16 protein-coding genes are annotated in these 16,139 nt (G+C 55.6%); 7 read left to right on the top strand and 9 right to left on the bottom strand.

Features of this window, described 5'->3' with window-relative positions:
- Positions 1 to 36 precede the first annotated feature (36 nt).
- From RT613_RS07790 to RT613_RS07760, 7 genes are all read right to left on the bottom strand, one after another.
- Positions 37 to 1,206: a Gfo/Idh/MocA family oxidoreductase gene (locus RT613_RS07790; protein WP_313614311.1), complete on the bottom strand. Its 1,170-nt coding sequence runs from the start codon at positions 1,204 to 1,206 to the stop codon at positions 37 to 39.
- 12 nt (positions 1,207 to 1,218) lie between these two features.
- Complete coding sequence (locus RT613_RS07785; RefSeq protein ID WP_313614310.1) at positions 1,219 to 2,268, bottom strand: sugar phosphate isomerase/epimerase; 1,050 nt, start codon at positions 2,266 to 2,268, stop codon at positions 1,219 to 1,221.
- A 41-nt stretch (positions 2,269 to 2,309) separates the two neighbouring features.
- Positions 2,310 to 3,332 carry a LacI family DNA-binding transcriptional regulator gene (locus tag RT613_RS07780; RefSeq protein WP_313614309.1) on the bottom strand — a complete coding sequence of 341 codons (1,023 nt, stop codon included), beginning with the start codon at positions 3,330 to 3,332 and terminating at the stop codon, positions 2,310 to 2,312.
- Positions 3,333 to 3,335: 3 nt separating this feature from the next.
- Entirely contained in the window at positions 3,336 to 4,304 is a 969-nt protein-coding gene (locus RT613_RS07775; protein WP_313614308.1) for an ABC transporter permease, read from the bottom strand.
- Position 4,305: 1 nt separating this feature from the next.
- Positions 4,306 to 5,250 (bottom strand): ABC transporter permease, encoded by a 945-nt coding sequence (locus tag RT613_RS07770; RefSeq protein ID WP_313614306.1) that lies wholly within the window; start codon positions 5,248 to 5,250, stop codon positions 4,306 to 4,308.
- Entirely contained in the window at positions 5,247 to 6,740 is a 1,494-nt protein-coding gene (locus RT613_RS07765; protein ID WP_313614304.1) for a sugar ABC transporter ATP-binding protein, read from the bottom strand. The genes RT613_RS07770 and RT613_RS07765 overlap by 4 nt, the downstream gene beginning before the upstream one ends.
- A 108-nt stretch (positions 6,741 to 6,848) precedes the next feature.
- The gene (locus RT613_RS07760) at positions 6,849 to 7,871 is read right to left on the bottom strand and encodes a substrate-binding domain-containing protein (protein ID WP_313614302.1); all 1,023 of its coding nucleotides are present in this window, start codon (positions 7,869 to 7,871) and stop codon (positions 6,849 to 6,851) included.
- Between the two features lie 593 nt (positions 7,872 to 8,464).
- On the opposite strand from RT613_RS07760, the gene RT613_RS07755 reads away from it, so the two are divergent.
- The 7 genes from RT613_RS07755 (at position 8,465) to RT613_RS07725 (ending at position 13,716) form a co-directional block, all read left to right on the top strand.
- Entirely contained in the window at positions 8,465 to 8,905 is a 441-nt protein-coding gene (locus RT613_RS07755) for a helix-turn-helix transcriptional regulator (protein WP_313614300.1), read from the top strand.
- A gap of 6 nt (positions 8,906 to 8,911) precedes the next feature.
- Positions 8,912 to 10,735, top strand: coding sequence for a hypothetical protein (locus RT613_RS07750; protein ID WP_313614298.1), 1,824 nt, complete (start codon positions 8,912 to 8,914; stop codon positions 10,733 to 10,735).
- A 14-nt stretch (positions 10,736 to 10,749) separates the two neighbouring features.
- A complete protein-coding gene (locus RT613_RS07745; RefSeq protein ID WP_313614297.1) occupies positions 10,750 to 10,968 on the top strand; it encodes a hypothetical protein in 219 nt (72 codons plus the stop codon).
- Positions 10,958 to 12,163, top strand: coding sequence for a YcaO-like family protein (locus tag RT613_RS07740; protein WP_313614295.1), 1,206 nt, complete (start codon positions 10,958 to 10,960; stop codon positions 12,161 to 12,163). The genes RT613_RS07745 and RT613_RS07740 overlap by 11 nt, the downstream gene beginning before the upstream one ends.
- Complete coding sequence (locus RT613_RS07735; protein ID WP_313614293.1) at positions 12,160 to 12,867, top strand: TfuA-like protein; 708 nt, start codon at positions 12,160 to 12,162, stop codon at positions 12,865 to 12,867. Before RT613_RS07740 ends, RT613_RS07735 begins: the two co-directional genes overlap by 4 nt.
- Positions 12,868 to 12,957: 90 nt before the next feature.
- Complete coding sequence (locus tag RT613_RS07730) at positions 12,958 to 13,194, top strand: hypothetical protein (RefSeq protein WP_313614292.1); 237 nt, start codon at positions 12,958 to 12,960, stop codon at positions 13,192 to 13,194.
- A gap of 294 nt (positions 13,195 to 13,488) precedes the next feature.
- On the top strand, positions 13,489 to 13,716 hold the full coding sequence (locus tag RT613_RS07725; protein ID WP_313614290.1) for an iron chelate uptake ABC transporter family permease subunit: 228 nt from the start codon (positions 13,489 to 13,491) through the stop codon (positions 13,714 to 13,716).
- A gap of 164 nt (positions 13,717 to 13,880) precedes the next feature.
- Here the strand turns inward: RT613_RS07725 and RT613_RS07720 are convergent, their stop codons facing one another.
- Both RT613_RS07720 and RT613_RS07715 read right to left on the bottom strand, forming a co-directional pair.
- Positions 13,881 to 14,942 (bottom strand): D-alanyl-D-alanine carboxypeptidase family protein, encoded by a 1,062-nt coding sequence (locus tag RT613_RS07720; RefSeq protein WP_313614288.1) that lies wholly within the window; start codon positions 14,940 to 14,942, stop codon positions 13,881 to 13,883.
- 165 nt (positions 14,943 to 15,107) lie between these two features.
- Complete coding sequence (locus tag RT613_RS07715; RefSeq protein ID WP_313614287.1) at positions 15,108 to 16,007, bottom strand: DMT family transporter; 900 nt, start codon at positions 16,005 to 16,007, stop codon at positions 15,108 to 15,110.
- Positions 16,008 to 16,139: the final 132 nt, after the last annotated feature.

Here is a 16,139-nt window from a genome sequence, read left to right as displayed (position 1 = left end):
GAGAATCTGGATCGCGTCAGCTAATGAGTCCGCGTCCTAGATGTCGATCTTGATCCAGGCCGAGGTCTGGCTGGACCGAACGGCCGCATCAATAAATGCGAGACCCGCAAGTCCATCCTCTATGCCGGGGTAAGTTGTGTCCCCGGATGGCGTTTTTCCCTCCCTTTTTGCGATGATTGCATCTGCGGCTTCGCGGTAAATGGTCGCGAAACCTTCGAGATATCCCTCCGGATGCCCGGAAGGCACGCGGCTGACGCGATTGGCGGCAGCGCCCGCACCGGCACCGTTGCGGGTAATCAGCCGCTTCGGTTCGCCGTAAGGTGTAAACCACAACTCGTCCGGCACCCTATGGTGCCATTCAAGACCACCCTTGTCGCCATAAACTCTCAGCGACAGGGCATTTTCGTTGCCGACCGCAATCTGGCTGGCCCACAACATGCCCTTCGCGCCACTGTCGTAACGCAGCAGAATGTTAGCGCTGTCATCAAGTTGCCGGCCCGGTACGAACGAGGTCAGATCGGCATAAAGACTGGCTGGAATTTCGCCAGTGACGAAGGCCGCAGCATTAAAGGCATGAGTGCCGATATCACCAATGGCGCCGCCAGCGCCTGATCGGCTCGGATCTGTGCGCCATTCGGCACCTTTCGCGCCGGTCTTTTCAACCGCTTCCGTCAACCAGTCCTGCGCATATTCCGCCTGCACGTGACGCAGCTTGCCGATGTCGCCATTGGCGATCATCTCGCGCATCTGCCTCAACATGGCATAACCGGTGTAATTATGCGTCAGTATGAAAAGCCGGTCCGAGGCCTGCACGACCTTGGCCAATTCCTTCGCTTCATCCATGGTTGCGGTTACCGGCTTGTCGCAGATGACGTGAATGCCAGATTCCAGAAACAGTTTTGATGGCGCAAAATGCAGGTGATTGGGCGTCACGATTGCAACTGCCTCAACACCATCCTCACGGCCAGCTTCGGCCACCGCCATATCCTCAAATGACGCATAAGACCGGTCTGGTGCGATACCGAGCATCACCGCCGAAGCGTTGGCACGCGCAGGATCCGACGACAAGGCGCCGGCCACCAGTTCATAACGGTCATCAAGCCGGGCGGCGATGCGATGGACCGCGCCGATAAAGGCACCCTGGCCGCCACCCACCATGCCGAGACGAATACGGCGACTATCGAACTTTGCTTTTGCAGAGGACATTACAGACGCCTTTCAAAGACCGAGAAGGCGGCGGTTTGCGGCTTCGTCGACGCCGCTTTTGGCGAAATCGTCAAAGGCGCGCTCTGTCACGCGAATGATGTGGTTTTCGATGAAGCTGGCACCCTCACGTGCGCCATCCTCCGGATGTTTAAGCGCGCATTCCCATTCGAGCACCGCCCAGCCATCGAAATCATATTGTGTGAGTTTGGAAAACACCGCGCCAAAATCCACATGGCCGTCGCCCAACGAACGGAACCGACCAGGACGGTCTACCCAGCTCTGGTATCCGCCATAAACGCCAGAACGACCGGTTGGATTGAACTCAGCATCCTTGACGTGAAATGCTCGGATACGTTCGTGGTAGATGTCGATGAAATCGAGATAATCCATCGCCTGCAGCACGAAATGGGATGGATCGTAGAGAATATTGGCACGCGCGTGGTTGCCGGTGACGTCAAGAAAACGTTCAAAGGTCACGCCGTCATGCAGGTCCTCACCCGGATGCAACTCAAAGCAGACATCGACGCCATTTTCATCGAATGTATCGAGGAGGGGCTTCCAGCGTTTGCCAAGTTCAGCAAAGGCCATTTCGACAAGACCGGCCGGACGCTGCGGCCATGGGTAAACGAACGGCCAAGCAAGAGCACCAGAAAACGTCGCGTGGCTGGAAAGACCGAGATGCTGCGAGGCTTTCGCGGCACATTTGACCTGATTGACGGCCCATTCCTGCCTTGCCTGCGGTTTGCCACGCAGTTCGACCGGTGCAAAACCGTCAAACATCTCGTCATAGGCAGGATGCACCGCAACCAATTGCCCCTGAATATGGGTTGAAAGCTCGGTGATCTCGACACCCACCTCCGCAAGACGACCCTTGACGTCATCGCAATAGGTTTTGGAAGCGGCAGCCTTTTCCAGATCGAAGAGTTTGGGGTCGGTTGGCAGCTGAATACCCTTGTAACCGAGGGAAGCTGCCCATTGGCCCAGATTGTCGAGCGTGTCGAAGGGTGCCTTGTCTCCGACAAATTGCGCGAGGAAAATCGCCGGGCCTTTGATCGTCTTCATATCCATACTCTCCTTGCATTCTCAATTTCGGGCAGGGCCCGCTAGGGATGCCCTGACATGTTGTTCGCGACCGAGCCGCGCACCACCAATTCTGTTTCCAATACGATTGTCTCAGTCGTCCGCTTGCCATTCAGCCGGTCGACCATCAGCGCCATGGCCTTGCGACCCATTTCCTGACGCGGCTGGCGCACAGTGGTCAGCGGTGGCTCAAAGGCATTGGCGAAGATGATGTCGTCGAAGCCGATGACCGAGATGTCAGCGGGAACCGAAAGGCCGCGCCCGCGCAATTCGCTGATCGCACCAATTGCCATCTGGTCACTCGAGGCGAAGATGGCGGTAAAGGAAATGCCATTTTCGAGGAGACCAGCAATCGCCTGGCGTCCGGCCTCGATGCTGTAATCACCGGTCACAACCAACTCTTCGGCATAAGCGATACCGGCCTGTTCAAGCGCGTCGCGATAACCGTCAAAACGCTCTTGCGCCAGACTTTCCGGAACCGGTCCGGCAAGATGCGCGATATTGCGATGTCCCGCTTCAATGAGGTAACGCACAGCATCTCTGGACGCCGCGCGGTTATCGACCTTGACCGTGGGCAACGCGACGCCAGCCACCGTTTCCGAGGCGATGACAATCGGTGGAAGTGCTTCGCTCTGATCAACGAGATCAGACGGGAACTGGCCGGTCATCAAGATCAGGCCATCGGCATGTTTTTGCCGGACCATATCGATATGGTTTGCAACACGGTTCTCATCATTTCGGGCATCGCCCATGAGCACCTTATAGCCCGCTTCGCTGGCCGCTTCCTCCACACCCTTGTAGATTTCGAGATAAAAGGGATTGCCAATATCGCGAACCAGAAGAATGACGGTTTTGTTGGACTGACGCCGAAAGCTCGCGGCTTGGGCGTTGGGAACGAAGTTGGCCTGCTTTACCGCGTCGAAAACCTTTTTACGGGTTTCAGGGCGGACTTTGTCGGGTTGTTGCAGAGCCCGCGATACGGTCGCAATCGACACGCCTGCGATAGCTGCAACTTCCCTGATATTCGAACCTTGTTCTTTGCTCATCTGTCACACACGCAACTGCTTTTGGCGGCCATAAAGCAGCATCAGCGCAAGTAACGTGACACCGAATATGATCTGCCGGGCCCATACATCGAGGTTGAGCGTTATCAGTACGCTTTGCAGAATGGTTAGTGCAACTGCTCCCGCCATTGTTCCGACATATCCGCCTGCCCCACCGGCAAGTGATGTGCCGCCGATGACGACTGCAATGATCGACGGCAGCACATATTGATCGCCGACAGAGATGAAGGATGTGCCGGTGTAACCGATCACGCACACACCGGTCAGGCCAGCAAAAAGACCCGATAGACCATAAAGCAACGTGCGAATCAGCGGCACTGGCAGGCCAACGAGGGTTGCTGCCCGCTCATTGGAGCCAATGGCGTAAATCGAAAAACCGAATGCGGTTCTGCGCAGCACGAACAACATGATCGCGGCGATACCGAGCCAGACAAACAGAACGCCTGGAATACCGAAAATCAGCGGACGGTTGATGAAACCTGCCAGCAACGGGGCTGCCGCACCTGAGGGAACGCCTTGCGAATAGACAACAAGCCCACCCTGGATGACCGCCGTCATGCCAAGCGTCATCACCAGCGGCGGAATGCGCACAAATGTGATGCCGAGGCCGTTGATGAGGCCAATCAGGAACGGAATGCCGCCAGCGACAAGAATAGCAAGCGGAATACCGGCATTCTGACCATTCATCATGTTGCCAGCCAGAACGGCACCAAGAGAGATCATCGCGCCAACCGAGAGGTCGATGCCTTCCCTTCCGCCAAGGATGACGAGGTTTTGCCCTGCGGCAACAATACCGAGAATGGCGGCAATGGTCAGCAAACGGACGATCTGCGACCCCTGCGCAAAACCGGGAGACAGGAGTTCACCAACCAGCAGCAGGAAGACAGATGCACCAATAGCGATTGTCAGCGGATCGGTAAGCAGAGTTTTGATTTTTAAGCCAGGATTGGTCATATCAACGCCTCGTCACCAGAACGCCACCGGCAAGTGCCGTCAGCACAATCAAACCCTGCACCAATGTCTGGTACTCGAAGGGCAAACCCGCAAAAAAGATCACATTGCCGATCATGCCAAGCACCAGCGCCCCGGCGATCGAACCGGTCGAGCTGCCAAAGCCACCAGACAGTGCGGTTCCACCAAGAACCACCGCAGAGATCGATGACAGTGCCAGGCTGGCACCGAGCAGCGGGTCGCCGGAGGCGGTTTCACCGGTCAGACACAACGCCGCCAGAGACGAAAAGAAACCTGAGATCATGTAGGCGCCGATACGAATGCCGGACAGACGCAATCCCGTCTGGAAGGCACCTGCACGATTGCCGCCAACAGCCAGCAGATGGGTGTGAAATGGAATGCGCGACACAAGCAGCGTAAAAGCAATGCCCGCAAACAACACCCACACCACAAAAGGCACACCAATGAAGCTACCGGAATAGGTCTGCCAATAGGCTTCAGGCACAGGCAAACCGGCCTGAGGCAAGACCCAGATGGCAAGACCCGCAAAAATGATGCCGGTGGCAAAGGTCGTGACAATCGGCTGGAACCGCAGGCCGGAGATAAACAGCCCATTGACAAGCCCGCATAGCAGACCAACCACACTGCCCGCGACCATGCCTGCAAAGACGGCACCTGTCGAACCACCAAATGCGGCAATGACACTGACGGTCACGACGTTGGCGAGAGCCACGATACTGCCCACCGACAGATCAATGTCACCTGCCAGAATGACGTAGGTCTGGCCAATCGCCACCAGGATCAGGGGAAGAAAGGTCGTCAGGTTGGACTGCAGGACCGACGGCTGAATGAAGGACGGCTGCAAAACGGTGTTCACGACAACGAGAATGGCGAGAACGACAAGCGTTATGATCCAGGGTTGTTTGCGCAGGATGCCAGAGGAACTCATGCGGCATCTCCATAGGCGGCGCGTGTCATGTTGATGGGGGTCATGTCGGCTCCGGTCAGCTCCGCAGAAATGCGTCCACCGTTGAACACCAGAATACGGTCGGCATATTCGAGGATTTCCGCATCTTCCGATGAGTAGAAAAGAATGGTCGCACCCGCGTCGGCCTGCTGACGCATCAGGGCAAACAGATCTGCCTTGGCACCCAGATCGATACCCTTGGTCGGGTCATCCAGCAACAGCAGTTTTGGCGCGGTGGCCAGCCAACGGGAAATGAAGATTTTCTGCTGATTGCCGCCCGAAAGCGTGCCAATCGGCATATCCATTCCGGCAAATTTGGTTTTCATGTCATCCGCGACCTTCTGGACGCGTGGCTTCAACGAAGATGGCTGGATCAGCTTTCGTTTTTCGCGCACCATCAGAGCAGCGACAAGATTTTCGAAAATCGAACGTCCCTGAAGGGATGCGTCGCGGCCACGGTCGCCAGACACATAGGCAAAACCATTGTGTACTGCCTGCGATGGTTTCGCGATGGTGACCTGGTGCCCTTCAAATTGCACTTGCCCTGTTACAAAGGGCGTTGCGCCGAACAGGCCTTTCAGCAGGGCCGACTGGCCTTGCCCCTGCAGCCCTGCCAGACCGAGGATTTCGCCCGGATAGGCTTCAATACTGACGCCACGGACACCCTCTCCGGCAACATTGTCTACCCTGAGGCTTGGCGCGGCAGTCGAGCGGCCTTGCTGGCGCTCAGGTGCAGCACGCACATCACCCACCATATCGTGCACGACGGCTTCGCGGGTGGTCGTGGATGTATCCAGTTCGGAAATGGTTGCGCCGTTACGCATGACCGTAATGCGATCACAGACTGCAAAAACCTCATCCAGACGGTGAGAAATCATGATGGTGGAAATACCATCCGCTTTCTTGGCCTGCAGTATTTCGAAAAACCGTTGGGACTGACGGCCATCAAGCGCTGCGGTCGCCTCGTCCATGATCATCAGGCTGGCGTTTTGCGCAAAGACTTTAAGAATTTCAACAAGCTGGCGCTGATCCGGTGGCAGATTGCCAACGATTGCATCCGGCTCAAGTCCCTGTCCGGCAACGCCGTCAAACAAGGCGATCAGCTTGCGTGCTTCGGCCTTTAATGCCTTGCGGTCGACAAACACGCCCCGCTTTGGCTCGCGCCCGAGAAAAATATTGTCGGCGACGGAGAGCTGCGGAATGAGGCTCAGCTCCTGGTAAAACAGGGCAATACCGGCATTTTCCGCATCGCGCGGGCTTTTGAAGCGCACTTCACTGCCATTGAACATGATGGTGCCACTGGTCGGCGCGACAGCCCCGGCAACGATCTTGCACAGCGTGCTCTTGCCACAACCGTTCGCGCCAAGCAGTGCGTGGATTTCACCACGACCAACGGTCAATTTGCCAGCAGAGAGCGCACGCACGGCACCAAAATTCTTCGTTATGCCGGCCGCTTCCAAAGCGTTCGCCATCGCATGTCTCCGAAATACACGTGTTATTGGCGAACGACGACAAAAACATCGCCCGCATGCGGTTATTCAGGATAGGGGCTGGCGGCAACCGCCAGCCCGAAGGCGGTCTTATTTGAAGAACTCGCCAGCCTGTTCCGGCGTTACGGTTGCAGTAACCGACCAGTAACCGGGTTTGCCATCGGCAGCCTTGATGTTGTCAGCAAGGTTTTCATTGTTGACGAACGGGATCGGAATATAGATGGCATTGCCATAGGTACCGCCAAAAACGCCGTCCTTGAATTCCTTGCCCTGCAGCTTGAGCACGGCAACATTCAACGCGCTGGCCATAACGCCCGGAGGGTTGACCGAGGCACCGGAATTGAATTTTTCCGCTTCCCAACGTGTCATGAAGTCCTTGCGGATTTCACCGGTCGCAGCAATGTCCTTGGCCTTGCCAGCGGCTTCGATTGCGCGCCATGCACCATCAGCCATACCGTCCTGTACCCAGACACCGCTGATGTCAGGATAGGTTGCAAGCAGGTTCTGCATGGCCTGCTGGCCCTGCGCCTGGTCCCAGCTCGCATTGGCTTCGTTCAAAACCTTGATGTCGGGATATTTGGCGAACACTTCACGGTAACCGGCAACACGCGCCTCATTGGCTGGGTTGCCTGCAATGCCGTTGATGGCAACAACACTGCCCTTGCCCTGCAAGGTGTCGGCAAGCCATTGGGCGGACTGTGCAGCCCATGCCTTCTGGTCGATACCAACATAAATCGCATCCTTGGAGGATACTTCAGCGTCGGTTGCAATGACGAGAATGTCGCGCGCCTTGGCCTGCGCGAAGATCGGATCGAAGGCCGTCGGGCTGCCAGGGTTGATCAGAATTGCATCAACACCCTGGTTCATGAAGTTTCTGATATGGCCGATCTGACCCTGCACATCGACATTACCGCTCTGCACGACAACTTCGACTTTGACGCCCTTTTCGCCCCATGCTTTTGCGGCAGCCTGAGCCTCCTCGATCATCTGCGTGCGCCATTCACTGCCCACGAATGAATTGGAAAGACCGATCTTGAAGCTCTGTTCCTGCGCGTGCACGGACGTGCCCGCTGCAAGCACCATCGCAGCAGCAGCCATCAAATGTCTAAACATGAAATTTTGCTCCTCCAAGCAACGGATATCCACAATGAAACCGTTTACATCAATAAATGTAACCGGTTTCATAAATGAGTCAATCCCATCATCTCTACGACCGGCCTAAAAAATTGAACCGTGAAAAATGGCAGTATTTGCCAAGCTTTACGCGATAAAATGATGCCGTTCAGCCGGCAAATACCCTGCAAGATGATAACCGAAAGCACAAAATTGGACATCCGCGGCAATCATCGCAGACATGATTGTGCCGTTGAAATCCACTCAAAACTGATCGCGTATTTCAGCGCAAAGTCGCTCGATCTGGTTCGTGCATCCGGCACCAGACGCCCTTCAATTTGAGAAATCATATCGCGCTGGATCATGCCTGATCAGTGGCAATGCAGAGATCGACATCAACTCCGAAGTCGAAGCCGCTGTCCGCGCATGGTACAAACCACATTACCCACCGATTTTTATTGCCCCAATACTGCTAAAATTATTTCAGCCGGTGGGCGAAAATCATCTGCAATACAACGAAAATCTATGCCACAATTGGATTGCAGAGCTGATTTTTTTCACGCATAGATGTTCACCACGTTACGTTTTTGGGGATGACCGAAATGAATAGAATGCCCAACCCAATCGACGTTCATGTGGGTTCACGTATTCGTCTTCGCAGAACAATCGCCGGCATCTCGCAAGAACAGCTTGCTGATGGTCTCGGGCTTACCTTTCAGCAGGTCCAGAAATACGAAAAAGGCACCAACCGGGTCAGCGCCAGCAGGCTGCAGCATATTTCCGAGGTTCTTGAAGTTCCGATCACCTTCTTTTTCGAAGGCGGCCCGAATGCACTCGTCGAAACCGCTGGCTCCGACATGGGCGACATCAATGAATTGATGAGCTCCAAGGAAACCATTGCATTGGTTACGGCCTTCAACTCGATCAAAAGCCCGCGCCTGCGCCAGAGTGTGCTGAACCTCGTCCGGGCGATGAAAAATAACTCCGAGCCCACCGACACAGACGACGATCGCATCGAAGCCTCTGCCTTCTGATTTCTTATGGGTTTTTTCCTAACGACGCTTGGCGATTGCAGGCTGCGCGACAGCGCGGGACAAAACCTGCCTGCGCCAGGCCTGTCACTTGTCTTCCTGGCCTATCTGCATGACATCGGCCGCCCGGTTGCGCGGCGGCAACTGGCAAGCATGCTTTGGCCGGACCGTGGCGAGGCTGCTGCGACCAACCTGCGCTCGATGCTCCGTCGTCTCGCCGCCATCACCGACCCGATTGGCCCGCTGGTCGTTGCCGACAATTCCACGGTTTCGCTTGTTCCTGACGCACTAAGCTGTGACTTCGCGCTTTCGCAAGGTGTAGACACCTCAGAACGTTTGCGGGCGGCGAGTGATGCGGTCGCTCTGAAGTTTCTACCCCTGCACGGCGAAAGCGCCAGCACGCTTGATGTCTGGGTTCGTGATGTTCGCACGCGGCTCGCAGGGCAGTTGCGCGCTGATTTCATGGCCCTTCGCGCAGAAACCAAGACACAAGAAAACCGCTCTGAACTGCGGCGTGCTGCAGTTCTGTTGCTTGAATACGACCCAGATGACGAAGACATCAGACGCGCCATTTCTTCATCTGCCGAGTTGAACGGTCTGCAAAGCACACCCGCAGTTCCGCTACGGGACAGTTCTTTGGCCGCCGTTGTCTCCGAGCAAAACAACACCAAAACGCCGACGGATATTGTCGCACCGCCTCGCATCGCACTGCTTCCACCTGAGACATTGCAGAATGCACACCAATATGGTTCTGTTGCCAATGCCTTGATCGAGGATCTGACGATTGGTCTTTGCACGAGCCGGTCGGTATCGGTCGTTGCGCCCTACACGGCGGAACGCATTCGCGCCTCTAAGGACAAGGCCGCGATCCTCGAAAAACATTCGGTCCTCTATGCGCTCGACACGAAGCGTTCCGATGACCAGTTGTTTGTGCAGCTTATCTATATGCCGAGCGACGAAGTTCTGTGGGCGAACCGGTTCCAGTTGAACGCGGATGAGGTGACGCTTCAGAAAATGGTCATCGCCGAGGTGATCCAGAAATCGATTTTCGATACGGTCGATGGTCGCTCTGCACATGTGGTTGATTATCACAGCCGACCACAGGCCTATTTTGCCTATCTTCGTGGTTTGCAAAGCCTTTCCAGACTGGACCTTCCATCCATCCGCAAGGCACGAAGGCATTTCAAGGAAGCATTGGACAGCGAAAAGAGTTTTTCCGCCGCACGGGCTGGAATTTCTCGCACGCTGACCATGGAATGGCTCTTGACCGCACGCGACGATAACGATCTGCTTCAGCATGCGGAACAGCAGGCCAAAACAGCCGTTGCCGAAAATGATCAATTTGCCGGTGCTTTCAAGGAGCTTGGTGTCAGCCAGCTCTATGGCGGCAAGATCGATGACAGCCTTGAAGCTCTGGGCCAGGCAGAAACGCTCAATCCGACCTATGCCGATGTGTTGTACAGCCACGCCGACAGCCTCGTTCACGCCAGTGACCCGAAGGCTGCGCTCGACAAGATCGGTGCTGCAATTGCACTCAATCCCCTGTCGCCCGACACCTATTTATGGACCGCAGCCGGCGCCAGTTATTTTCTGGGCGAGTACCAGCAAGCCCTCGATTACATCGGGCGAATGCGCGACAGCGCCCCCGCATCACGCCTTGCCGCGGCAAGCTGGGGCATGCTGGGCGAAACCGCCAAAGCGCGCGCCTGCCGGATGCGGGTTTTGAAAAGCAACCCTGATTTCGACCTCGAGCGGTGGCTTAAAATGGTGCCGCACAAAGAGGCCTGGCAGACAGAACTTTATCGGGAAGGCCTGATCAAGGCTGGTTTTTAACAATGGAGAACTTGATGTCTAAAGTTGCAGTTATTGGTGTATCTGGAGATGATCAGCTTTGGCTGGTGGATTTTGCATCGGGTACCGTTTCTCCTTTCACCCAGCCAGCCGAGAGTGATCTTGCCAAGGCCGTGACCCTGCGCCAGCAGGGATCGACAATCGTCAAGGGCGTAGACTTCGCAATTGCGTTTTCATCCGCAGCTGTGGCCGCATCAGGCCATCATGAATCCTGAAATAGCTGAAATCGACATCGTCGATTTCCGTGCATGTTCTGCAGGAGAGACCTTTCAACGGGTCTCTCCTGTTTTTTCGCGTCTGGGCATAACGAGAGTTGCCAGACAGACAAGTCTGGATCGGATTGGTGTACCGGTCTGGTGTGCCTATACCCCCAATGCCAAAGCGATTGTGATTGCTCAGGGTAAAGGCCTCGATGACGAGGCGGCACGTACATCGGCTGCTATGGAAGCCGTGGAACGCGCTGTTGCGGCCAATCCGGCCTGTGAGACACGGTTCGCCACCCCGCAGTTCCTACGCACGAGCGGCCAGAGCTTCACCTCGCTCGATAGCCTGCTATCCATCAGGATGGCACCGATCCGCGACGATGAGGTCGTGACATGGACCAAGGCGGAAAATCTGCTTACCCGCGATGAGACCTGGCTGCCATTCGAAGCCGTTCAGCTTGACCGCACGCTGATATCACCACGTTTCTGGCAATCGTCAGATGGGCTCGCCTCCGGCAACACCCGCGTCGAGGCAACATTGCATGGCCTACTGGAGCGCGTTGAACGGGACGCCATTACACTCTGGCAGGTGACATCACCGACAAAACGGCATCGCCAACGCATAGACACCGCAGAGATATCCAATCCGGCGCTATGCGGCCTGCTGGACAAACTCTCTGCGGCCGGACTGGACCTTGCGCTGTTTGATATCACCAGCGATCTCGCCATTCCTTGCGTGGTTGCCTTCATCAAACCACAACACCAGCCATCAACCGGCAACAGTCTGCGCCATGTCGATATTACACTCGGTGCAGGTGCTTCCGTATTCCCCGAGGTCGCAGCAATGCGGGCAATCACCGAGGCCATTCAGTCCCGCATGACCTTTATCGCTGGCGCACGGGACGACGTTCTGCCAGAGACATTCCTCAAACCAGCCGATCCGGTCATCCTTGCAGCCTTTGATGCTGCCGTATCACGTCAGCTCGCGGAACTGCCCCGCCTCGATGCCAACTCCGCCAGCCATGCCCTGGAGATCGTTCTTACCCGCCTGCAATCACATGGCATAACAGAGATCTATGTGGTCGATCTCTCCCCGGACTGGCTTCCAGCTTCCGTGGTAAAAATCATCGTGCCGCAACTGGAAAACCCGGATGGCGGTCGACGGCTACGTTTTGGCAGTCGCGCCATATCGCGAGCGCTGCAATGAAAGTGGTATTTGTTGGCCCGAGCCTTCCCGACGCGACGGACATGCCAGACATTCAAATCAGGCCACCAGCCTGCCAGGGCGATGTCATGCAAGCAGTGCTGGACGGCGCAACCGCCATTGGCCTGATTGACGGGCAATTCGAGTTTGTCGCTCCGGTCTGGCACAAAGAGCTGTTGTTTGCGCTCTCAAAGGGGATTGGGGTTCTGGGCGCTGCCAGTATGGGAGCGCTTCGCGCCGCAGAATGCTCGGCTTTCGGCATGGTTGGGGTTGGCCGAATTTACGAAGATTACGCCAATGGACACCGCGACGATGACGGCGACGTCGCATTGCTACACGGTCCAGCAGAGCTTTCCTACATTCCGCTGACGGTCCCGATGGTCAATGTCGACGCCACCCTTGCGCATGCAGAAGAGCTGGAGCTTTTGTCTGCGGCAGAGCGCCAGCATATTTCGCAGGCAGCGCGATGCGTGTTCTTCAAGGATAGAAACTGGGCAGTCATTGCAAAAACAGCAGGCTGTGACGTTCAACGATTACGCTCGATAGTAAAACAAGCTTGGGTTGATCAAAAGCGCCTGGATGCGTTGCAACTTATCGAGGCAATCAGGGTACCAGCAGCTCCAAAACCGGCCAAGACATGGACTTTCAACGAGATTTCCGTGTGGCGCAATCTGTTCCCCTCCGATGAAGGCGAGCGAAAACCATAAATCCCGCCGAGCGTGTGCAACGCTTTTGCAACGCGCACACCTGAAAATTCTATGCTTATTGTCGCCTCGACACTGTATCGAGGATGGGACATGATGAATAATGATGCCGGCATTCAGCTCAGCGAACGCCATGAGGAATTTCTCGCACTGATCAACATGATCGAATATTCCGTCGGAATTGCCGAAAGCCTTTCCGTGGATGGCGCAGCCTTCCAGCTGGATGCAGCCCGCAAGACCCTGCTCAGCGAATTGAAGGGTGAACTGGACCGCGAGTTGTCAGCGCGGGAAATTACACATCTGGCAGGCACCACAGTCGGCCATTGCTGAGACTGTAAAACAGGACCAAAGCGGCAAATAACATGTCGGCACATTTGTCTGCCGACATAAAATTCCGCTTCAAAACAGCTGACAATGCAGGAACATGAGACATCAAAACACTGGTATCTCTATGTTTTCTCGTCCAGACATCACACTGACATCGTGAAACCTGCTTTGATGTGTCGGTAATATATGCGCCAGCGTGGACCTGACCTAAAATAAGAACTGCGCCAGGAATGGTAAAGTTTGTTATCGGAAAGGGTCAGCGGAAGGCGACCACACCAAGGGCAACCGATCGTTGTCATGAGCAACAGGCTCTTTTCGAGCTGTTTGCCGGCATTTATCTCAGTTTGCCATCGGTGCCGCACCATTGTTGTTGGCGATATTGCATTTGCCTTGCCCGGCGCGCTCATGCCGGCCCTCACCCGCAATCCGCTCGCTGAATCCGGAATTATGGGCATCTATGCAGGTGCGGCCTTCGCCATGGTTGTGGCAATGGTGTTTTTGGTATTCCAAGTCCACTGTCGCTGATCTGGTTTGCCTTCATCAATATCAGCCGGGAGCGGCTCGACAAAGTTCAAGGCGTAATTTCGAGCAGAAGAGACTGGCTATCCCCGCCCAATTCCTGGCCAGACAATAAAAAGTTGCCATCCCTGGGTAGCGGCAGCTTTTTATCTTCAACGATCGGCGTGTCGCTACTGCACTTCAACCGGGCGCGGTACCGGCACCGGCACATTGGCCAAAGTATCGCTTTCCCAGGTCCTGATGGCATGGAGTTGGCCTGGCATCTCCTGCTGCAAGTTACTTTCATGACCCGGCAGGCCCATCGGGTACAGTTTCTCGCGGCTCACCTCGTAAGCAGCGCTCTGGTCTGTACACAGACGTACCCGCATATCCTCTGGCGCGACATCAGACCGATTGCTGATATCATCAACGCGCCCTTCGCGCGCCGGGAGACGCCCCTCAAAAGCCTGTTTCAGATATTGTGCAGAGCGCTCATTGCGTTCACGTTCCGTGGTTGCCCCCAGAACGACCACCATGACCTGCCTGCCATTCTGTGAAGCAAGGCCAACATAGTTGCGACCCGAGGCACACAGAAAACCGGTTTTCATGCCGACCGTGCCGTTAAAGCGGGTCAGCAACAGGTTGTTCGATTTGATTTCTTTGCCATCAATGGCAACGGCGGTTGCCTGGAAGAAGTAGCGATATTCAGGAAACAGCCGATCAATTTCCATTCCCAGGATCGCAAGGTCACGCGCGGTGGAATAGTTCTGTTTGCTGAACAAACCGTTCGGGCTGGCGAAATGCGTGCCGGTCATGCCAAGCTGAGCCGCCCTTTCATTCATGCGGGCAACAAATGACGGTTCGTCAGCGGCCACCGTTTCCGAGAGCGCAACAGCAACATCATTGGCAGACGCGGTGATGGTCGCATAGAGCGCATCTTCCAGCGTCATGGTGCGCCCGAATGTGAGGCCCGATTCCAGAAATGCCTGTTTCGTCGCATTTCGCGTCATCACCACGGGTGTTGTCAGCGTCACCTTATGGGCGCGCAGCGCCTCAAATGTCAGCAGCGCCGTCATCAGCTTGGTGGTCGAGGCCGGATACCACGGCACGCCGGCATCTTCCTGATAAAGCACATCACGGCTTGCGACATCCACAACAAGCACGGGCGTTGCCGCCGCAGGCACAGCAGCAAAAACGGATGCGACGAGCAAAACGCTGTTGAGCATTCTTCCCGTCAGAAACTTCATAACCATATCCAGACTTCCGAATGAACTTTGTTTGTCGATGCGGTCATAAGATCAGAGCAACAAAACGTTCGAATACATCCTCAACCACCCGGAGCGCAATGCCTAACCTCAATGGATCATCGGTTCGGTGGTTCCATGTGAACACAATTGAGCGATCAGCATCACTTAAAATCAAATAGGGGCAGCCTTTTCAGCAAGCCTGATGGAACGACGTTCCCAGGCGACCAAAACAAGGCTCGATGCCACGATGATGAAGGCACCGACAAAGACATTGGATGCTGGAATATCGGCCCAGATGAGGTAGCCGTAAATGAAGGCCCACACGAGGCCGGTATATTCCACCGGCGCCAGCGCCGATGCGGGCGCATGGCGAAAACCTTCGTAAAGCAGGTACTGGCCGATGGTCGCGATGAGGCCAAGCCCGATCATCAGTGCCCAGCCCATCAGGTCAGGCGTCTTCCAGATCCACGGAAAGGTGACGGCACAGGCAATGCCAAACAACAGGCTTGTTGCCCACATCTGGGTCAGCGTTGTTTCTGTTTTGCTGACCAGCCGGATCAGGATGGTGCTGCATGCCCAGAAAAAGCCAGCGATAATGCACATCAAAGCTGGAATGAGATTGGGCGAATGCGTCGGGTTTGCCGCAATCACCATGCCGGCGAAGCCGCCAAAACAGGCAAGCCAGCGACCAGCGCCGACCTTTTCCTTCAAGAACAGGATCGACAGAAACACGACCATGATCGGTGCAGAGAAATAAAGCGTGGTCAGCTCCGCCAATCCCATCACCTTGGCGGAGTTGTAGAACAGAAGCCAAGCAAACAGCATCAGTGCGGCACGCAGCACCAGTGTGCCGCGATATTTGCTCGTCAGGATCGAGGGGTGACGGAAATGTGCCGCAAGCGTGCCGGTGATCAAAACGATGACCAGACTTCTCATGAACAGGATTTGTGGAACTTCATAGGTTTCCACAAGCCACTTCACCAAGGCATCCTGCAGAGCAAAACAGGCGTAACCGCCGGACGCAAGGGCAATTCCAAGCAGGGTTTTGGTATCAGTCGCTGTGGCACTCATGATCTCGATACTTTTCGGATGCAGCGCATGACGGGGATGGCAATGTCGGATCTGAAACTGAAATGGGTTACAGGCACGACCTCAAAGGCGCTGTTATGACAACGCGTTAGAGCGTGGCGCGCTTTGTTGCAA

This window comes from Agrobacterium sp. (assembly GCF_032092815.1).
GTDB lineage: Bacteria > Pseudomonadota > Alphaproteobacteria > Rhizobiales > Rhizobiaceae > Agrobacterium.
The sequence above is the reverse complement of the archived record's forward strand: the minus strand, read 5'-3'. Positions and strand labels throughout refer to the sequence as shown.